The organism is Segatella maculosa DSM 19339 = JCM 15638 (assembly GCF_000382385.1).
GTDB classification, from domain to species: domain Bacteria; phylum Bacteroidota; class Bacteroidia; order Bacteroidales; family Bacteroidaceae; genus Prevotella; species Prevotella maculosa.
Genome location: NZ_KB908324.1, coordinates 57,410 through 77,740, shown reverse-complemented (window position 1 = coordinate 77,740; position 20,331 = coordinate 57,410). Strand labels below are relative to the sequence as shown.

The window sequence follows — 20,331 nt, the reverse complement described above, 5'->3', positions numbered from 1 at the left end:
GACATGAACGTTTTAGAATTAAGTGAACAGGAGATTATCCGCAGACAGTGCCTCCAAGAATTACGAGATATGGGCATCGATCCCTATCCTGCGGCCGAATTTCCTACGAATGCATTCTCAACCGATATCAAAAAAGAATTCAAAGACGACGCCGAACCGCGCGAAGTAGTGATTGCGGGCCGCATGATGAGCCGACGAATCATGGGAAAAGCCAGTTTCGCGGAGCTGCAGGACAGCAAAGGGCGTATACAAGTTTACATCTCACGTGACGACATCTGCCCCACAGACGACAAGGACCTATATAACAAGGTATTCAAAAAGCTACTCGACATCGGTGATATCATCGGCGTGAAAGGCTTCGTTTTCCGCACTCAAACGGGTGAAATCAGCGTGCATGCACGTGAGATCAAGCTTCTCAGCAAGAGCCTTAAACCATTGCCAATCGTTAAATATAAGGACGGAATTGCCTACGACAAGTTCGATGACCCGGAGCTTCGGGCACGCCAACGCTATGTAGATTTGATTGTAAACGATGGTGTTAAGGACACCTTTCTCAAGCGTGCTACCATCTTACGCACCATGCGTAACTTCTTTGATGCGCACGGATATACCGAAGTAGAGACCCCTACACTGCAGAGTATTGCAGGAGGTGCGAGTGCACGACCGTTCATCACACACTTCAATGCGCTTAACATCGATATGTATATGCGCATTGCAACCGAGCTTTATCTGAAGAGATTGATTGTCGGTGGCTTTGAAGGTGTATATGAAATCGGCAAAAACTTCCGTAACGAAGGCATGGACAAGTTTCATAATCCGGAGTTCACTTGCATGGAACTCTATGTGCAATACAAGGATTACAATTGGATGATGCGCTTCACGGAACAGTTGCTTGAAACCATTTGTAAGGCTGTCAACAACGGAAGTACGGAAGTCCAGAACAGTGAAAACACGATTTCTTTCAAGGCACCATTCCGCCGTTTACCCATTCTTGAGGCCATTAAGGAGAAGACTGGCTTTGACCTTGCAGACAAAGATGAGGAAGAAATACGCCGGATTGCCACCGTAGAGCTGAAGATGGAGGGCATAGATGAGAGCTTTGGTAAGGGAAAACTCATCGATGAAATCTTCGGTGAATTCTGCGAAGGCAGCTTTATTCAGCCTACATTTATCACGGATTACCCCGTAGAAATGAGCCCGCTGACCAAGATGCACCGCTCGAAAGCGGGGCTTACAGAGCGTTTTGAGCTTATGGTGAACGGCAAAGAGCTTGCCAATGCCTACTCCGAATTGAACGATCCTTTGGATCAAGAAGAACGCTTTAAGGAGCAAATGAAGTTGGCAGACAAGGGAGATGACGAGGCAATGGTCATCGATCAAGACTTCCTTCGCGCCCTCCAATACGGCATGCCTCCTACATCCGGCATCGGAATAGGCATCGATCGACTCTGCATGTTGATGACGGGTAAAGAGTTCATTCAGGAGGTCTTGCTTTTTCCACAGATGAAACCCGAGGCCAAAATGCCACAGAGCAGTGTCAAGGAGTGGGCTGAATTGGGTGTTGAAGAGGCTTGGGTCTACGTGTTGCGCAAGGCCGGTTTCAACCTCATCAGCGACATCAAGGATGAAAAGGCACAAGGATTGCAACAGAAACTCGGCGAAATCAACAAGAAATACAAGCTGAATTACGAGAAGCCCACAGTTGAACAAATCCAGAACTGGATAGACATAGCGAATGCATAACTGCGGAAACATAGCCATCATCGGCGGCGGTTCGTGGGCTACGGCCATAGCCAAAGTCGTCGTAAAGCACACCCGACACATCGGATGGTACATGCGTCGGGACGACCGTATAGCCGATTTCAAGCGTTTAGGCCATAATCCTGCCTACCTGACGACGGCACTTTTCAATGTCGATGAGATTGATTTTTCGAGCGACATCAACAGGATTGCGCATGACTATGATACACTTGTGTTCGTCACTCCATCACCTTATTTGAAAAATCACCTGAAAAAACTCAATACGCCGTTGCATGATAAGTTCATCGTCACAGCCATAAAAGGTATCGTTCCCGATGAAAATCTCGTGGTATCAGAGTATTTCCATCGAGTGTGGGAGGTTCCTTATGCGCACTTGGCATGCATCGGCGGACCGTCACATTCCGAGGAAATCGTGCTCGAACGCCTCACCTATCTGACCATTGCCTGCGCTGATGCGGAAAAGGCTCAGGCATTTGCCGACGTTGTTGCAGGCGAATACATCAAGACAAAGACCTCGACTGACATTGTGGGCATCGAATATGCAGCGGTGCTGAAGAATGTCTATGCCATTGCGGCAGGCATTTGCAATGGCTTGAAATATGGCGACAATTTCCAAGCCGTCCTGCTTTCTAATGCCATTCAGGAGATGAACCGCTTCTTGACGGCCGTTTATCCTGCCCAACGTAGCATCGACGACAGCGTCTACTTGGGTGATTTGCTTGTCACGGGCTATAGCAAGTTCAGTCGAAACCGCACGTTCGGCAAGATGATTGGCAAGGGATATTCCGTGAAGAGTGCACAAATTGAAATGGAGATGATAGCAGAAGGCTACTTCGGAACCAAGTGTATGAAGGAAATCAACAGCCAAATACATGTGGAGATGCCCATTCTTGATGCAGTCTACAATATCTTGTATGCCCGCAGCAATCCACAGATTGAAATCAAATTATTGACAGAAAGTTTCAGATAATCAATGACCTTGTATGCGTATAAGGTCAGGATAATAACAAAAAAACAATGAAAAATATTAATTTAGACATCACGAAGGCAGCACAGTTCCTCAAAGGCGGAACCGTAGAAGCCTATGAAAGTCGAGTCAAGGCCGCTCAAGAAGCACTTGAAAACGGTACTTGTCCGGGTAATGATTTCCTTGGTTGGCTTCACTTGCCGTCAAGTATTACGCCTGCATTCCTTGATGAAATACAGGCTACGGCCGACATTTTGCGCGCGAAGTGCGAGGTTATTGTCGTTGCGGGCATCGGTGGTTCCTATCTTGGTGCACGTGCCGTTATCGAGGCTTTGGGCAACAGTTTCGCTTGGTTGCTGCAGAATAAGAAGAATCCTACCATTCTTTTTGCCGGCAACAACATCGGAGAAGACTATCTCTTTGAGCTTACCGACTACTTAAAAGGCAAGAAGTTCGGGGTCATCAACATCAGTAAATCGGGCACAACTACTGAAACCGCACTTACTTTCCGCCTGCTGAAGAAGCTGTGCGAAGCCCAACGCGGCAAGGAAGATGCAAGGGATGTGATTGTTGCCGTAACTGATGCGAAGAAAGGAGCAGCCCGTATTTGTGCCGACAAAGAAGGTTATAAGAGCTTCATTATCCCCGACAATGTGGGCGGACGCTTCTCTGTTCTCACACCGGTCGGCCTGCTTCCGATTGCTTGTGCAGGCTTCGACGTGAAAGAATTGGTTGGCGGTGCACAAGAAATGGAACGCGCCTGTGGTATGAATGTGCCGTTTGCTGAGAATCCGGCAGCTCAGTATGCGGCTGTACGCAACGGACTTTACAACGCAGGAAAGAAGATAGAGATTGTCATTAACTATCAACCCAAACTGCATTTCTTTGCAGAATGGTGGAAACAACTCTACGGAGAGAGCGAAGGAAAAGACCATAAAGGCATCTTCCCTGCGGCATGTGATTTCACGACCGACCTGCATTCGATGGGTCAATGGATACAAGAAGGCGAGCGTTCTATCTTCGAAACCGTCATCAGTGTAGAAGAACCGGAGCGGAAACTGCTCTTTCCACACGACGAAGAGAACCTTGACGGACTCAACTTCCTCGAAGGAAAGCGCGTCGATGACGTGAATAAGATGGCCGAACTCGGTACACGTTTGGCACATGTCGATGGGGGTGTGCCCAATATTCGCATCAGTGTTCCACGCCTGAATGCCTACTACGTCGGGCAACTCATCTATTTCTTTGAGATCGCATGCGGCATCAGTGGCAACTTGCTTCAGGTGAATCCGTTCAATCAACCGGGGGTCGAGGCCTACAAGAAGAACATGTTTGCCCTGCTCAACAAGCCCGGTTACGAGGCAGAAAGCAAGGCCATCCGTGAAAGGCTCTGATGAATGACAGCATAAGACAATACTTAGAAAGACACGGCTTTGGGCATTTCAGCCCCAAAGCCGTGCTTTTTGATATGGACGGTGTGCTTTATGACAGCATGCCCCACCATGCCATTGCGTGGCAAGAAAGCATGAAAAGGTTCGGAATAGACATGACCGAAGCCGATGCCTACGCCACCGAGGGAGCAAGGGGTATTGACACCATCCGCCAAATTGCCACGCGTCAAGGCAAAGAGGTCTCTTTAGAGGAGGCACAACGCATGTATGACGAGAAAAGCCGCATCTTCCATGAGATGCCGGATGCCCCGATTTTCGACGGCGTCTTCGACATGATGGAGAAGATAAGGCGTGCAGGAATGACGGTAAACGTGGTCACCGGCAGCGGACAACGACCGCTTATTCGGCGTCTGCTCAACGATTTCGGCCGCTATCTTGACGAAAACCACATCACGACGGCCTATGATGTGAAACGCGGAAAGCCCTACCCCGACCCCTATCTCATGGGGCTTCAGAAAGCCGGAAACCTGAAACCATTCGAAGGAATCGTTGTCGAGAATGCTCCGCTCGGTGTCCGTTCCGGTGTTTCCGCAGGCATCTTCACCGTTGCCATCAACAGTGGTCCACTGCCCGACAAGGCACTTCTCGACGAAGGAGCCGACGTGTTATACGATAAAATGACACAGTTCCGTAACGAATGGGACAACTTTATTTAGATTTATGCACACTCTTTCGTGGCGTGCGCACTTTTAAGCAAAACTATTTTAATATAGCTTAAAAACTTACTTGATGTTTGTTGGATAGCCTTTGTAGGTAGTAAATTTGTTTTAACAAAGACATTAACGACATGACATCCGCAGATTATTACAGGCTCGGCAATGACTTTCGCCGGCAAGGTGACTTCAAACGTGCTATGGAAGCATATATGGAAGCCATCGCTCTTGACCCGGAAAGTCCCGCAGCTGAGGCTAAAAAGATGCTTGAAGACATCTATGTCTTCTATTGCAAGGACATGTATAATCCGTAAAAAGGTGTCGACAACAAACATATATCAAAAACATTATGGGAAAAATAGTTGGTGCCATCGTGGTAAATGAGGAACGATGCAAGGGCTGTTCGCTTTGCGTTGTAGCCTGCCCGAAAGACGTTATCGCCCTAACTGACAGAAAAGTCAACGTAAACGGCTATCCGTTTGCCATAGCCGCACGCCCCGATGAATGCATAGGTTGCACAGCTTGCGGCATTGTTTGCCCCGACGGGTGCATCACGGTCTATCGAAAGAAACTCGAATAAACAAGATTGAAGCTATGGAAGAGAAAGAAATAAAACTCATGAAGGGCAACGAAGCCATCGCTCATGCGGCCATACGATGCGGTGCCGACGGCTATTTCGGCTACCCCATCACGCCACAAAGCGAAATCATAGAGACGCTTGCGCTACTCAAACCGTGGGAAACAACGGGAATGGTCGTACTGCAAGCCGAGAGCGAAGTGGCCTCCATCAATATGCTGTATGGCGGAGCCGGAGCCGGAAAACGCGTGCTCACCTCCAGTTCAAGTCCCGGTATTGCCTTGATGCAAGAGGGCATTTCCTACATGGCGGGGGCCGAATTGCCGGGCGTAATCGTGAACGTTCAGCGCGGAGGACCGGGCCTTGGGACCATTCAACCCAGTCAAAGCGACTATAATCAAGCCACTCGTGGCGGTGGAAATGGCGACTATAACGTCATCGTTTTGGCTCCGAATTCCGTGCAAGAGATGGCAGATTTCGTTGATTTGGCATTCACATTGGCATTCAAATACCGCAATCCGGCGATGATACTTAGCGATGGAGTGATTGGCCAAATGATGGAAAAAGTGGTGCTACCTCCGCAGAAACCGCGCCGAACAGAAGCCGAAATCCTGCGTGAATGCCCTTGGGCAACGACCGGAAGAAGCAAACTTCGCGCGCCAAACATCATCACTTCGCTCGAATTGATGCCCGAAGTGATGGAGCAGAAAAACCTGCATTTGCAAGCGAAATACCGCCAGATAAAAGCCAACGAGACGCGATGTGAACTGACGAAATGCGACGATGCAGACTACTTGGTGGTTGCTTTCGGAAGCGCGGCCCGCATTGCAGAGAAGAGTATGGAGGTGGCCCGGGCCCACGATATCAGGCTCGGACTCTTCCGACCGATAACACTTTGGCCCTTTCCCGAAAAGGAATTGCAGAACGCCGCAGCTGGAAAGAAGGGCATACTTGTGGCAGAAATCAACGCCGGACAGATGGTCCAAGACGTCAGTTTGGCCGTGGGAGGCAAAATACCCGTGGCACATTTCGGCCGATTGGGAGGCATTGTGCCCGACCCGGAAGAGATTGTTAACGCATTAAAGACTAAACTTATCGACAATGAATAACGACATCATATCACCCGAAAACCTTGTTTATGCCAAGCCGGAACTGATGAACGACACGCCAATGCACTACTGTGCGGGTTGTTCCCACGGCGTTGTGCACAAGTTGGTGGCCGAAGTCATTGCCGAAATGGGCATGGAAGAGAAGGCCATCGGCGTCAGTCCGGTAGGTTGCGCCGTCTTTGCTTACCGCTATATCGACATCGATTGGCAGGAAGCCCCACACGGTAGGGCCCCTGCTTTGGCCACGGGCATCAAGCGACTTTGGCCCGATCGGCTCGTATTCACCTATCAGGGCGACGGCGATTTGGCCTGCATCGGAACGGCAGAGACCATACACTCGCTCAACCGCGGGGAGCATATCGCCATCATTTTCATTAATAATGCCATCTATGGTATGACGGGTGGACAGATGGCTCCAACCACTTTGCTGGGCCAAAAGACTGCAACTTGCCCCTTCGGTCGCGTGCCCGAGCTCCACGGCTACCCCTTGAACATCACCGAACTTGCTGCTCGTTTGGAGGGAACCTGCTATGTTTCGCGACAGAGTGTAGAGACAGTTGCAGCCATACATAAGGCAAAAAAGGCCATTAGAAAGGCATTTGAAGCCTCTATGAAAGGCCTCGGTTCGAGTCTTGTTGAGATTGTTTCCACCTGCAACAGCGGTTGGAAACTGACACCAGTCAAGGCCAACGAGTGGATGCAAGAGCACATGTTCGAGAAATATCCCAAGGGTGATCTCAAAGACACCACCTCACTTTAAACAACACAACGCATGAAAACAGAAATCATCATAGCCGGCTTCGGCGGTCAGGGCGTGCTCTCGATGGGCAAAATCCTCGCCTATTCGGGCCTGCTCGAAGGAAAAGAGGTCACATGGATGCCTGCCTACGGCCCCGAACAGCGCGGAGGAACGGCCAACGTGACCGTCATCGTCAGCGACGAACGCATCTCTTCGCCCATTCTCAGCACGTATGACGTAGCCATTGTGCTCAATCAACCCTCATTGGATAAGTTCATGCCCAAGCTCAAACCGAGCGGAACGCTCATCTACGACGGCTTCGGTATCGTCAATCCTCCCCAACGTAACGACATAACGACCTATCGCATCGACGCTATGGACAAGGCCGCCGAACTGAAAAATGCCAAGGTTTTCAACATGATCGTGCTCGGTGCGCTCCTCAAAGTGTACCCCATCGTCAGTACGGAAGGCCTGCAAAAGGCCCTCTACAAAACACTGCCGGAGCGCCACCACAAGCTGATTCCGCTCAACATGCAGGCCGTTGAAGAGGGAATGAAGCTGATTGAGTGAAGCGAGGGAGACCGAACTTGCAAAAAACATAAAAGAAAAGAAGCCAGCAAATGGCTTCTTTTCTATTTTTATAAGGTTCAAAATCTGTTTTCGTTTGTCTTATTCCTTTTTGTAATATACAAGAAGACAGTTCTATAAATTGGACTTTTCTCCTTTTAGATGAGCCAAGATTATCGTCTTATTTTGTCCGTTTTCTTTCCCTGTTTTTAACATTTCTTGACGCCATCAAATAGAAATGGAAAAATAGAAAACGGGAATTTCAAAACAATATGTCCATCACAAATCCGCTATTTCTGACATTTTGCAAAGCAATATTGCCCATTCTACTGCACTAAACAGCCCACTTTGTATGCTTAAATGACCCATTTGATACCATTAGATGGCCCATTTTGGTTTCTTATTCCAATGATTTTACCTGTCGCTCTGCCCTGAAATCCGTTTTCAAAACAAATGAATTCGATAACTGACCGTCTAACAATGAATTACAAAATAGGCGCGTAACTCGCGTATTTCCGCCACCGATGTTTCTCGATTCAAATACGTGAATAAGGCAAGACCTATTGTCAAAGTTTTTCATATAATGGGGCGAGATGCGCGTCTCTAACCATATACGTCCTTAACCATAATGTGGTCGGCTTATTATGCAGGCTATCCTTGGAGCACAGGAAATCATCTTGAACACCTGTTTATCATCGATTTCACATCAATTTGTCCCCAATGGTTTGCCATGGTACAGCAAGCAGTCTTTCTGATCAGCGGGAGTGGCATTGCATCATGCCTCATCAGGTGTGCCAATCCGGCCAAGTTCGTTTGTCAACACGGCCTCCACTTCCTCGATTTCTCCGCTGCCAACCGTGTCTAACTCCAGCAACCGAATGCCCTTTGCACTGAGAATTGAGCGCTTTATAGCATCACGTTCGGCCTGTGCCGTACCCTTATGGTGATAGGAAAAGCCATTGACTTCAATTGCAAGAACAGGCTGTTTGGTAACTCGGTTGCTAATAAGAAAATCCACATGAGCCATTGGGCTCGCCACAAAACGATGCTGTTTATCCGTCAAACCGGATAGGTCACGAATCAAATCATAGAGAGGATAATGCGGAAAAGCATGCAGGACATTCCACACTTTATGCGTTTTCAATATCGTTAAAAGCACATTATAGGCAATATTCTCCGAGTCATAATCTGACACTTTGGGCTTACCTGCCAGATAATGCATGCGCTGTTGGGCATAAGATGAGTACAACAAGTCGAAAATAGAATGGAGTTTGCTCTCTACTATCACGCCATGATACTGGATATAATTGATTAAATCGCCTATGACAGACGGTTTTGTCGTTTCATTTCCATTTGTTATCAAGACAAAACATCGCTTGGCACGCGACACAGCCACGTTGACAAGGTTCGGATTATCACAGAAATCGTCGTATTGACTCAAGACCGTACTAAAGACAATTGTATCCTTTTCACGGCCTTGATACTTATGAATAGTGTCTATTTCCACAAGTTTATTACTTATATTCCGCCGCAAAAGGTGCACTTGTCCACGGTAAGGAGTAATGACACCAAGGTCTTTTTCAAGCTCAGGTTCGGCCATTAAGAGATGTTGAAGCTCGTCGTTCTCACGCTGATTAAAGGTTTCCCATCGGCCGGATTGGCTATCATAAATCTTTCGATGCAGGTTTCCCGGCACCGTTTTTACCACCTTCATAGCCGTTTCACCACCTTTTGAGGTTGACATAATAATGAGATTTCCACCATAAAACTTCTGATTACAGAAGTCAATAATAACCGGTTCGCAACGGTAATGCTCCCGCAATAAAATCTGAGGTGCGTGGGGTAACACATGAAGAACAGAAGACAGAAAACTCTGTTCGAGACAATTATAGGCTTCGGGTATGCCAAACTCGTGGTTGATTTTAAGTAAGTTGGGCCTTTCCTCCTTGTCTACAATATGCGAAAGTTGCAAGACATCGCCCACAATGACGGCATTACGAGCAACCGATAAAGCCAAAACAGCCGAATCAACAGAGACCTGTGAGGCTTCATCCATGATGAGATAATCGAAGATATGACCGGGTAATGTGTTCCGGGCAGAGAATGTCGTACTCAAAACAACAGGATATTCCTTTGCTATTTCATCAGATTTACGATAGAGGTCATTGGATTCGAAGCGCGGCCTGATGTTTGTACCCTTATATTTCAAGGATAAGTGATGTTTCAACAAGGCCAAAGATGTCTTCGTCTGGGCTTCCAATAATTCGTCGGCCTTTGTTTCTTGCAAGAATGTTTCAGCCACTTCTATGTCACACTGCAGTTCTTTCAGTTTACAAACATAGTATAATGCTTTCATATCCGCCAACAAAACCTTTCTGTCTTGAACATGCTTGATGGAATAGATGATACGTAACAGAAATCTTCTTCTTATTTTATGGAGAAACCTAATGAGTCGCTTCAAAGGCGAATTCTCTGCCAACTCGCACGCTTCGGCTTCGCTTTCCAACTCCAACCACATCTTCATCAATCTATCTGATGGGCCTTTTTTATAGCTTTCCAGCCGCATCTCATCATAGTTATGCTCTGATAAGAAATGAGATCGTTCGGTTAACAAGCTTTCCATTAAAAGCCTGTTTTGAGCTAATTGCTCTTGTTTGAGAAAGACGTTTCCTACTTTTTCGTTCAAGCCATGAAGTACTTTTGTTTCTTCGTTGTAGTTTTCCAAACTCCAATCTCTCATGTCGGGATAGCCGACTTGTCCTTTTTCAATAAACAATTGCTGCTTTTCAGAGCGTCCCAAAGAGGCCACAAGAAAGCCAAAACCCACTTGTTCCAACTTCTCACGTACGTTTTCTACCGCCGCATTATTATTGCTAACAGCCAATACCGACTTACCCGTTGCGACAATATTCGCAATGATATTCAGAATAGTCTGCGTCTTTCCCGTTCCCGGAGGCCCTTGAATAACACTGATTTGGCTGCTGAAAGCAGACCGGACCGCTATCATCTGACTACGATTACTCCTGAAAGGAAACAGATAAATTCCTAAACCTTTATGCACTTTTAGCAGTGAAGGTTTAAGAAAAGTAGCCATTGTGCAGTCTTCTTCGATAAAGTTTAGCTGCTGATATTTTGTAAAAAGAGAAATCAAACCGGTCTCTGTTGGTATTGTATTTACGCTGGAGACCTCTTTAAGGTAAAGAAAAATGTGCAAAGCTTTCTTATCAGATAAGACTGATTTTTCTACTTTCAGATCACTATCTTTATATTCTCTTATGCCATTATCAAACTCAAGACGATAGAACTTCTTGAAACCATGCGTGAAGACCCATGCTCTTTTGGGACTTAAACGCCTATCTGCCCGAGTCAAATGGCTGTCTTCCACGTTTATTTCAACAGACGAAGAGAGAAAAACAATGTCTCTCTGACGATAAGGAAAGGTTCGTTTATCAGAAAAAGTCACCCAAAAGACATTTCTATTATCTTTCTTGACAGACTTGATTTGAAATGTCTTAGGCTCTCCTTTGAGCAATATCATGTTAGAAGTTTCCATTTGGCACATCACCGTTTCTGCAACAAGGCAACTCGTTTCTCTTTAATTCTACAATTTATTTGGCCGGAAGCGTCCGTACGAAGTACGCCAAACACATATTCTGACACAGAAATCACACAGGAAACTATACTACATGGGGTAAGAAAAGGAAACATATCACCTTGCAATCGACTTACCCAAAGCACCGTAGACCACCTTGGCGACAAGCGGTTTACTGGTTTCCTCGGTCAGACCGTGGCCCAGTCGGCCATAGATGAACGGCACTTCAAGTCCCTTGATACAGTAGTGGGTAATGTCGGCCACGAGGTCTACACTGTCGATATCAAACTCACCGTCAGCCTTTCCCTCGGCATATACCTTGCGAAACAGTTCGATTTCGTCCTCATCGAAGTTCTTTCTCACTTTCTCCACCATCCAAATATTACGGAAAAACTCAGCGCGAAGGTTACCATTCCTTACTACCGTTTCACGAATCATACTCAGGTGGGTGTAGATAAGTTCTATGATTTTATCCTGCGGACGCATCTTCATGCACGCCACTTCGTCCAACTTGTCGGACAAACGCTCTAATTCCGACTCAATGACCGCCGAATAAACGTCCTCTTTCCGATTGAAATAGGTATATAATGTTCGGCGTCCTTTGCCAGAAGCAACGGCAATATCGTTCATCGTCGTATTGGCAATACCGTTCTTGGCAAACAGTTGTCGCGCCACATCTACTAATCTTTGTCTTGTTTTTGATATTGACATATTAACTCACTTCAGCTTCTATTTGCACACAATAAACTATGTGTGCAAAAATAGAGCGTTTATTTTAAACGACCAAACAGATGGCATAAAAAATGAAGTCATACAAAAAATACACAGAAAAAATTTGGTTGTTACAGAAATATGCCGTACCTTTGCACTCGCAATCAAGAAAAAGGGATTGAAATCAACATCATATGCTCTTGATTTGCAACGTTTAACATCGCGGAGTGGAGCAGTTGGTAGCTCGCCAGGCTCATAACCTGGAGGTCGCATGTTCGAGTCTTGCCTCCGCAACTTCCCCTCACCCGAAAGCGCTCATACAGGCCTTTCGGGTGATTTAGTTCAAAAAACAAGGGACAAATTTAGTACAAAATATAAACTGCATTGGTTGTGAAAGCAAACAATGTAAAAAAATGTATTTTGAAAATTCAACATCAACTCGCTTCTTCGATAGTATTGTAGATTTCACCTACCCTCGCCTGCACAAGGGTAAAGATTGGTATGTAGATTTCACCGTTTTTAACCCAGCAACTAATAAGATGCAGCGAAAAAAGTACATGTTAAATCGTTATAAAAGTGCCCATGAGCGCGAGGACATGGCTGCAGAAATGATACATAATATCATGAAGCGCCTGAAAGCAGGCTGGAACCCTTTTGTTACAACTTATAACCCTCGCTATTATACTGATTTTAAAACCGTTCTTGAGCGTTATGAGAATTGCATAAACATTGAAGCAAACAAAGGCACATTGAAAGCAAAAACACAACGCGACTATCTAAGTAGATTAAATCAGCTGAAAATATACATGCATGAAAATGGCAGAGAGATACAGGTTGTTAATGAGTTCAACACTGCTTTTGCAATTGATTTTCTTGATTATCTGCTGTTCGATAAAGACGTATCAGCGAAGACACGCAATAACTATCGCACCTGGTTGTCAACATTCGCGACATGGCTCGTCAATCGCAAGTATCTTGAATTCAACCCTATTGAACAAATTCACATGATAAAGGAACAAGAGAAGTTCCGCGATGCGCTAACACCTGCAGCACTCTCTAAGTTAAAGACATACGTATCACGCGAAAATCCACCGTTCTATCTTGCCTGCATGATGGAATATTACACCTTTATACGCCCTGATGAGTTGCGACATATCACTATCGGTGACATCGATATTACAAATCAAACTGTATATATAGATGCAAAGGTTTCGAAAAATCGCAAAGGGCAATATGTAGCGTTAAATGATGCTGTGCTAAAAATCATGATCAAGCAAAACATCTTTAGCTATCCGTCACACTGTTATGTATTCGGACATGACATTATACCAGGAGAGCGACAAATCAATATCAATCAATTTCGGTTGGAATGGGGTAAGGTGCGCAAGGCCTTGAATTTTCCAGCAAGCTATCAGTTTTACAGTTTGAAAGATAGTGGAATACGTGACCTTGCAAATGCAGAAGGCATTGTCGTAGCACGTGACCAGGCCCGGCACAGCGATATTGCAGTGACAAACAAATATCTAAAAAGAGATAACGTTGTGAACGAGCAGACAAAGCACTTCGCCGGCAACTTATAGACAGCTATAAATACACACAAGACCCACAACTGCACACTCACTGAAAATCAGCAAGTTGCAGAAGTGGGCACTACACACAATTAACACACAAATCAGGCATAAGGCTTAAAGAAACTCATAGAAATATCCCGTCTTTTGTTTAGAAATTCCATTTGCGTCTATCTCTAACTCAACCTTTTCGCAAATAAAAAGCTTATTTCTAAAGTTGTAAATCTTTGAGGGGTCTGGAATTTCATCTGTATAAAATTTTATGCACAGCTTATTTTTGCTATCAACATTGATAGACTTATGGGGCAAAGCAGATAGTGACAATGGGCTGTCAGAAGATAAACCAAAACCGAACGGCCGCTTTTCAACAGCAAACACACCTGTCACAGGATAACGATTACCTTTTTTTTCTCGAAATTCTCTATCGCTATATTCGATGTACCCTCTACCTGTTAAATTTCTAACAACGGGGTATTGAAACATAACATCCATTTTTTCATCTTCTTCCTCTTCCTTTTCCTTTTTATTGTTGACACCATTCTTGATAGCATCTTCAACGGTGTAATAATAGGAATCGTCTTCTTCATCCTTGGTCATATCGTCAATGCCTGCCTCTTTATCATTGCTGATAGAAGGTAAAATAACAGGGTCATTAGGAATTTTATCAAACATCTTAATCCATTTATTTCCCTCACCGTCAAGCCACCTCTTACGTTGATACGTTGCAACAGGTATAATATTTAACTTTATTGAAGTATCATTATTTATGTCACGCACAAGAGGTGCAAATATTCCACACCTTGATAAAACATGAGATACATTAAGCTTTAATTCTTCACTTGCCTTTATATAAATATAGTACTCATATCCAACTTTAAAAATAGTAGTTCTTTTCTCTCTTGCCGACATTTTGTCTATCGCAGCATTACGCTCTTGCAATGATCTGAACTCTTTGACAGGATATTTATGTAGTATTTCTAAAGGGAGCAAATCTATTTCATCGCGATGAATAGAGTCATCAAATGAATATTCTATATTAGAAGTAGCAATATTTTCCAACCCGTCTTCATCGAATTCGCTTGAATATTCATCATCGCACTGGTATGATACAGCACTGTTCGAAATCAACTCATTCTGCGAAAGTACTTGCACCGTCTTCGTCTGATCATCAAAAATTATAGACGCATTAAACAGCTTGCGCACTTCGTCTAAAAATTTATAAACAGACCAATGAGGCAATGCATTTTGAATTTTCCCACCCAATCTTGCACTTGCTATCAACAGACGGTTCCAAGGTTCACAATCAAAATCATTACGCGTAAGCTTGTAACCCTCATATTCTAAAACTTTGCGTAGCACATACATAAGAAACGGCTGCACTGCAAGATTTGTCATATAGGGATAGGCCTTTGAAGGCTTATACTTGTGTCCTTGGAGATTAACCTTGTTAAATTCAATTCCCATAATTTGGTTTGCTGTACGCTCATTCGTTTCGTCATTGATAGGATTGAAAGCTGCGACATCAGGTTGTCCGACAAAGTAATAGTCTGTCAGATCAATAGCTAATATTTCAGAACCAAAGTTGTCACTTGCAATAACTTCGTTCATCCCAAACTCATTGTAGACTTCATGATTTATTCCCTTTGTTATCGCAACTTTAGGGTATTTTATTTCATCAATAAAATGCTTTTCGAACGCAGAATTATACTTAATGCGCGACTTTCCTCCTGCAATCTGCAGCTTTACTGCAGCAGCCGTGACACTTGTAATATGCCCTTTGCCTGAGATAATCAGACGATTGTCAACCAGCAGGGCACAATTCTCAAAGCTCTGTATCTTTTTCTTCACATCAAAACGATTGATGTTCTTGAAAAACTCCTTGTTTGCTTGAATAGACATCGGGAAAGATATCTCATAAGTGTATGATCCACTATCCTTGATAAATTGATTTTCATACGTGACTTTTATTTTATCCGTTGTGTTCGGAAATACCTTTTTGTTGTCAATATAACAGATAATCATTATACGTTCTTTTTAAGTTTCTTCAATTTTTCAAGACCTCTTGCAACCCCATTTTCCCCGTCGATAGAGTAGAATGCAGGAATACCGTCCTTCACCGACTCGTGCAACAAAGCAACAACCTGTACAACCTCCTGCAACGTTGATTTCAACTCCGCATTGTCATTCGCAACATTCACGACAGGTGCAACAACGGCAGTCCCTCCCTGCCCCAGCTGACGCGAAACATCAGCAGAAGAGAGTTGTCCTACAGTGTTATTACGCTGCGCAACATCTATCATCTGCAGAACTGGCCCCAAAGCAGTATTGTTAACCCCCGAATGATTAACAACAAATTCACCCTCATGCACAACGCCTGCTCGACGGCGGTAATTGCTACCGCCTGTAAAGCCACCCTCGTAATAGCCCGCTTCTTCAGCAGCATGTTGTTTCTTAATAGCAGCGATATTGAGTAAACCCGCAGCCATGGCTATACCGGCAGCAAGTGGGGCAAGAACCTGGTTAGCAGGATATGGAGCACCTTTCAAAGCAGAAGTATAAGCACTCATCGCACCAATCAGCATTGTCGCTGTCGCTTGTGCAATCTCCATTTTCATCTGCTTTTTATTATACTTCGTCTTGATTTTAGCAAGTTCTTTCTGCTTTTTCTCTTCGAGTTTCTTTTGTTTTGCAGAATTCTTGCCTGCTGCATTGATAAGCTTATCGTACTTCTTTTCTGTAACCCTCTGCTCATAGTCAGATTGCGCAGCCCAGTATGATGACATTGCGTTCATGATCGGCTGAATAGCGTTCATGGCAGCCTCCATTTTCTGTACTATTCCCTCACCAAGGTCACCGGTAGCTTTCAGCATCATTTGCATAGCTTCCTGATGCGAAATGACACCGTCTTTTTCAAGTTGCTTAATCGTTGCCCACGAGTTCGCAAAAAGATTAAGGTCTTTTGTCATGTAATCAACAACAGAAGTGCCATTGCCATGCTTATTTTCATAATCAGCTTCAGCATTATTTCTCACAGTGCGATATTTTGTATCAACATAGTCACGCTGCCTCTTGCCTTTAGAGTTCTTCAAGTTTACTTCAGAAGCCTCTTCTTCGTACTTTGCGATAATCATTTTACGCATTTCCTGATATTCTTTCTCCTTAATAAGCTTCTTCTCATAAAGCGTTTGTAAGCCCATGAGTTCAATTTGTTGCTGTTGCTTGACATCTTTGCGCCCCCATTGTTCGCGGTACCGTGACAACAGTTCCGCGAAATGGCGCTGTTGCTGAATGCTATGTTCAAGTTCAGCCCGTTCCATTTCGTCCTTTGCATCAAGCCACTCCTCCGAGCCCTCACGCAAAGCAGCGATGCGGTCGGCCATAGCCGACATGTCAATCTCATAGAGACGCTCATTCAGCGCCTCTTCATTCATATAGATTTCAGAGTTCACATTCAAGAAATCAGCATGTGCCTGCGCAACCTCTAACTGATTACGCTTGATAATATCTTTCAGCATAAATTTATTATGTGCACGTGACATCTCTTCTTCTTCACGCATGCGGTCATCAGTCAGCTGCCGATATTCCTCGTTATACTTCTTATAAATAGAAATCTGACTGTCAATGCCGGAAATGGTTATCAGATGTTGATCTTCAATAAACTTCCTATCCGTCTTCAAACCTGCAGCCTTAGCAGCAATATTCTGTGCATGTAATTCGTCAGTATGTGCCTTAGCAGCCTTTAATTCTTCAAGCATAGCGCGTTTTTGTTCAGCCTTTCGCCTACGTTCTTCAGCCTCACGCTTTTTCTTTGCCTTTGCCTTTTCATCTTCACCTCCGACAGTACCACCTCCGCCAGTATCAGGATCATCGCTATCTTTTCCAATCGAAGCAATAACACTCTTCTTAATATCATTACCCCATGTTTTCATAATAGCATCTTGTTTAGCCTTGACTTCAGCAGCTTTATTATTTGCTTTTTCGAGATCAACATTAACCTTTTGCATATAATCAACAGTAGTATTACCTACGCTACCCCAAGAAGTTGTATAAGATTGTCCTACACCGGATTTCTGCAGTTCTTTCGCCTCCCTTACTGCTTTTTTTGCATTATCTACGTCAATTCTTGCTTTTGCAGCCTGCTTACCTAAATCTGCCAACATTGCCTTTGCACCCTCGATTTCATATTTATGAACTAAAGATGACAGATATTCATCAAGAGCCTTTTTATTCTCCCTATATTTACCTGTCGTTTTATCAAGTTGTGCATTGTAGTTAGGAATAATTCTATTTAGCTCCTTTGTCGCTTTAATTCTATCATTCATAGAATTAGTGTCATCTCTTGCTACAGCAACAAGCGCTTCAATCTTTTGCTTCTCTTCTACGATATCCTCCTGTGCTTTCTCTCGTATATCATTTAGCGTTTTTTGTGCTGCAGCCTGTGTATTCGTCTTTCTTGTTAAATCTATCAATATAGCAACTAATGTAGCCACAGCTCCAGCCAGCGCAATATAAGGATTACTTATTAGTAACGTCCAAAGTTTTTTAGTGCCAGCAATAAGTACATCATTCCAAAATGCGACAGCTTTCTTCTTAAGAATATCAAGATTTTCAGCTACAATTAAAGCGCCTATCGTTGCCGTTAGGGTTATAATAGTAACAGCGTATTTACTTGCAAAGTCAATCAGCGTACTTAGTAACTCAATGAAAGTAGAACCCAGCTTCAAGCCATGCGACGCAATAGGTAAAAGTTTCTTACCCAATTCAATACGCATTTCCTTGAATTTCTTAGAAGCTATATCAAGCTTCGCTTGCTCTGAAGACATCTGCGTATTGAACTCGTTGAGCACACTTGTGCCACTTGCATAAGCCTGATTAGCAAGAACCTGCGCCTTTTTGACATCATCAAGTTTATCTGCCATGACCGAAAGCACGCCTACTGAACGCGTGCCGTCAAGCTTCATTTTCTCAAACATCGGAGCCAACTGTGCAAATCCACCTTTCGCTTTCATTGCAGCGAAGAAGCGTAACAACGCCTCATTTGCATCAGTCTTCAAAAGTTTTGAGAACTCCTTAACATTCTGTCCTGCAAGCTTCGCAAATTTAGCAGGATTTTGGAACATCTTACTAATCAACCCGCTCATGGCTGTAGCAGCCGTTTCGTCCTGCTGCATATTCTGATCAAGAACAGAAGCATAACTCATAATCTGCTGCTGCGACAATTTCGCTTGTTTACCTACACCGGCAAGGCGTGCGGTAAAGTCAACAAGATAGCTACCTGCTGCAGAAGAATTCTGTGCAAGTTCATTGACAACAGAACCGGTTGCCAACATTGCTCCACGCAAGCCCTTAGTCTTATCTTCGCCAAACATTTGTGCGAGCTTACCGATATTTTTAACAGCATCGTCACCAAGATCATCGCCTAACGCAACGTTAATTTTATCCGCTCCGTCGACAAATTCCTCAACCGCCTCTTTCGTGTGAATACCCAGTCGCCCAGCATCTTGTGCAAGCTGATTAAGCTTTTCGCGAGGAGTACGAGTATTCATATTCTTAAAGGTCTCGTTCATCTCCTCAACCTCCTGTTTCGTCTGCCCCGTATATTTCTGAACGTTAACAAGTTCCTCGTCCATTTTCGCAAATTCGCTGACACACTGACGCACTGTCAATGCGACACCCGACAAAGAAGCTACAGCAGCTATTGCCATGCCCTGCATTTTGTTGAACCAATCAGCGGTACGGTTAATCCAGGATTGTTGTGCCCTACCCTCAAAGTTCACCTTAGCGAGTTCAGTACGTAAGCGTTTCGCCTGCTCAGACATCTGCTTAAATTCCGCGGTACCACGATCCATGTGCCGCAAGTTCTCATTGATGATCTTGATAGAATACTGCAGTTTATCAACAGAAGCATGATCAAGTGTTCGCAAGGTATCATTAACAAGCTTCGTCTCTCGCTGCACAGTGCTCATATCCTTATGTGCCTGCTTAATCTCATCATCGTATTGATCAACAAGCTGATTAACGCGTTTCTGTTCAGTCTCAATTTTCAGAATTTGGGCCTGAACCTCTTTCAGTTGACTAACAGAAGTAGCATAAGAAGTTGAAGACGGATCCTGATTGCTAACTTGCTTCTTCAAATAACTTTCAGCCTCACGCAATTTATTCAAAGAAGCGTGACCGATATTTGACATTACATTACGCAAATTGAGCATGCCAGCCGAAAGCGCTTTCGCCTCTTCTGTAGCCCCACGTTCAGCCTGCTTGAATTCATCAATACGCTCCTTGCATCGTTGTATCTGTACAGCAATTTCAGCATAAAGATTTTCGTCATTCGTTTTCTTCTGCTGCCTTTTAAGCGAACGTACAGCCTTTTCAAGTTGCTCGACGCTGCTGCTATCGATGTGCTTCAACGTTTCAACGACGCTCATCGTTTGATTTTTGAAAAGCTTCAGTTCATGTTCCGCTTTCGATAAATCTTTTCCGAGCGAAGCAAAAAGTTGCATGTCATTTGCCTTAAAAGCCTCATTACGCTTCTGTTTAAGCGTATCAACTACTTTCTGCAATTCAAGGAGACGATTTTTCGCCTCCTCTGAATTCAGCTTGACGGTAGTTGTATAAACCTCATTGTAGCCAGCCATA

The 20,331-nt window shown here is 44.4% G+C and carries 14 protein-coding genes and 1 tRNA gene; 11 read left to right on the top strand and 4 right to left on the bottom strand.

The genetic code is table 11. The features are described from left to right. Positions 1-3 precede the first annotated feature (3 nt). From lysS to H164_RS0107180, 9 genes are all read left to right on the top strand, one after another. A complete protein-coding gene (gene lysS, locus H164_RS0107220) occupies positions 4-1,743 on the top strand; it encodes a lysine--tRNA ligase (RefSeq protein WP_019967993.1) in 1,740 nt (579 codons plus the stop codon). Further along, positions 1,736-2,731, top strand: coding sequence for an NAD(P)H-dependent glycerol-3-phosphate dehydrogenase (locus H164_RS0107215; RefSeq protein ID WP_019967992.1), 996 nt, complete (start codon positions 1,736-1,738; stop codon positions 2,729-2,731). Before lysS ends, H164_RS0107215 begins: the two co-directional genes overlap by 8 nt. 47 nt (positions 2,732-2,778) lie before the next feature. Beyond that, a complete protein-coding gene (locus tag H164_RS0107210) occupies positions 2,779-4,122 on the top strand; it encodes a glucose-6-phosphate isomerase (RefSeq protein WP_019967991.1) in 1,344 nt (447 codons plus the stop codon). Next, positions 4,122-4,835: an HAD family hydrolase gene (locus H164_RS0107205; RefSeq protein ID WP_025829844.1), complete on the top strand. Its 714-nt coding sequence runs from the start codon at positions 4,122-4,124 to the stop codon at positions 4,833-4,835. Before H164_RS0107210 ends, H164_RS0107205 begins: the two co-directional genes overlap by 1 nt. 131 nt (positions 4,836-4,966) lie before the next feature. Next, positions 4,967-5,146, top strand: a complete 180-nt coding sequence (locus H164_RS0107200) for a tetratricopeptide repeat protein (protein WP_008564891.1) — start codon at positions 4,967-4,969, stop codon at positions 5,144-5,146. A 35-nt stretch (positions 5,147-5,181) separates the two neighbouring features. Beyond that, entirely contained in the window at positions 5,182-5,412 is a 231-nt protein-coding gene (locus H164_RS0107195) for a 4Fe-4S dicluster domain-containing protein (RefSeq protein WP_008564890.1), read from the top strand. 14 nt (positions 5,413-5,426) lie between these two features. Then, entirely contained in the window at positions 5,427-6,518 is a 1,092-nt protein-coding gene (locus H164_RS0107190) for a 3-methyl-2-oxobutanoate dehydrogenase subunit VorB (protein ID WP_019967989.1), read from the top strand. Further along, positions 6,511-7,278 carry a thiamine pyrophosphate-dependent enzyme gene (locus H164_RS0107185; RefSeq protein ID WP_019967988.1) on the top strand — a complete coding sequence of 256 codons (768 nt, stop codon included), beginning with the start codon at positions 6,511-6,513 and terminating at the stop codon, positions 7,276-7,278. Before H164_RS0107190 ends, H164_RS0107185 begins: the two co-directional genes overlap by 8 nt. A 12-nt stretch (positions 7,279-7,290) precedes the next feature. Then, positions 7,291-7,827, top strand: coding sequence for a 2-oxoacid:acceptor oxidoreductase family protein (locus tag H164_RS0107180; RefSeq protein ID WP_019967987.1), 537 nt, complete (start codon positions 7,291-7,293; stop codon positions 7,825-7,827). A 772-nt stretch (positions 7,828-8,599) separates the two neighbouring features. Here H164_RS0107180 and H164_RS0107175 read toward each other — a convergent pair. After that, positions 8,600-11,377 (bottom strand): AAA domain-containing protein, encoded by a 2,778-nt coding sequence (locus H164_RS0107175; RefSeq protein ID WP_019967986.1) that lies wholly within the window; start codon positions 11,375-11,377, stop codon positions 8,600-8,602. A 156-nt stretch (positions 11,378-11,533) separates the two neighbouring features. Then, positions 11,534-12,127 (bottom strand): TetR/AcrR family transcriptional regulator, encoded by a 594-nt coding sequence (locus H164_RS0107170; protein ID WP_025829845.1) that lies wholly within the window; start codon positions 12,125-12,127, stop codon positions 11,534-11,536. A 221-nt stretch (positions 12,128-12,348) separates the two neighbouring features. Here H164_RS0107170 and H164_RS0107165 point away from each other — a divergent pair. Further along, positions 12,349-12,421, top strand: a tRNA-Met gene (locus H164_RS0107165). A 119-nt stretch (positions 12,422-12,540) separates the two neighbouring features. After that, entirely contained in the window at positions 12,541-13,707 is a 1,167-nt protein-coding gene (locus H164_RS0107160; RefSeq protein ID WP_019967985.1) for a tyrosine-type recombinase/integrase, read from the top strand. A 105-nt stretch (positions 13,708-13,812) separates the two neighbouring features. On the opposite strand, the gene H164_RS0107155 is transcribed toward H164_RS0107160, so the two are convergent. Together H164_RS0107155 and H164_RS0107150 are read right to left on the bottom strand one after the other, a co-directional pair. Beyond that, positions 13,813-15,717, bottom strand: a complete 1,905-nt coding sequence (locus H164_RS0107155; protein WP_019967984.1) for a hypothetical protein — start codon at positions 15,715-15,717, stop codon at positions 13,813-13,815. After that, complete coding sequence (locus H164_RS0107150; RefSeq protein ID WP_019967983.1) at positions 15,717-20,330, bottom strand: phage tail tape measure protein; 4,614 nt, start codon at positions 20,328-20,330, stop codon at positions 15,717-15,719. The genes H164_RS0107155 and H164_RS0107150 overlap by 1 nt, the downstream gene beginning before the upstream one ends. Position 20,331: the final 1 nt, after the last annotated feature.

Coding starts and splice junctions, on each gene's coding strand:
- lysS (WP_019967993.1), top strand. CDS start 4: ATGAACGTTTTAGAATTAAGTGAACAGGAGATTATCCGCAGACAGTGC.
- H164_RS0107215 (WP_019967992.1), top strand. CDS start 1,736: ATGCATAACTGCGGAAACATAGCCATCATCGGCGGCGGTTCGTGGGCT.
- H164_RS0107210 (WP_019967991.1), top strand. CDS start 2,779: ATGAAAAATATTAATTTAGACATCACGAAGGCAGCACAGTTCCTCAAA.
- H164_RS0107205 (WP_025829844.1), top strand. CDS start 4,122: ATGAATGACAGCATAAGACAATACTTAGAAAGACACGGCTTTGGGCAT.
- H164_RS0107200 (WP_008564891.1), top strand. CDS start 4,967: ATGACATCCGCAGATTATTACAGGCTCGGCAATGACTTTCGCCGGCAA.
- H164_RS0107195 (WP_008564890.1), top strand. CDS start 5,182: ATGGGAAAAATAGTTGGTGCCATCGTGGTAAATGAGGAACGATGCAAG.
- H164_RS0107190 (WP_019967989.1), top strand. CDS start 5,427: ATGGAAGAGAAAGAAATAAAACTCATGAAGGGCAACGAAGCCATCGCT.
- H164_RS0107185 (WP_019967988.1), top strand. CDS start 6,511: ATGAATAACGACATCATATCACCCGAAAACCTTGTTTATGCCAAGCCG.
- H164_RS0107180 (WP_019967987.1), top strand. CDS start 7,291: ATGAAAACAGAAATCATCATAGCCGGCTTCGGCGGTCAGGGCGTGCTC.
- H164_RS0107175 (WP_019967986.1), bottom strand. CDS start 11,377: ATGGAAACTTCTAACATGATATTGCTCAAAGGAGAGCCTAAGACATTT.
- H164_RS0107170 (WP_025829845.1), bottom strand. CDS start 12,127: ATGTCAATATCAAAAACAAGACAAAGATTAGTAGATGTGGCGCGACAA.
- H164_RS0107160 (WP_019967985.1), top strand. CDS start 12,541: ATGTATTTTGAAAATTCAACATCAACTCGCTTCTTCGATAGTATTGTA.
- H164_RS0107155 (WP_019967984.1), bottom strand. CDS start 15,717: ATGATTATCTGTTATATTGACAACAAAAAGGTATTTCCGAACACAACG.
- H164_RS0107150 (WP_019967983.1), bottom strand. CDS start 20,330: ATGGCTGGCTACAATGAGGTTTATACAACTACCGTCAAGCTGAATTCA.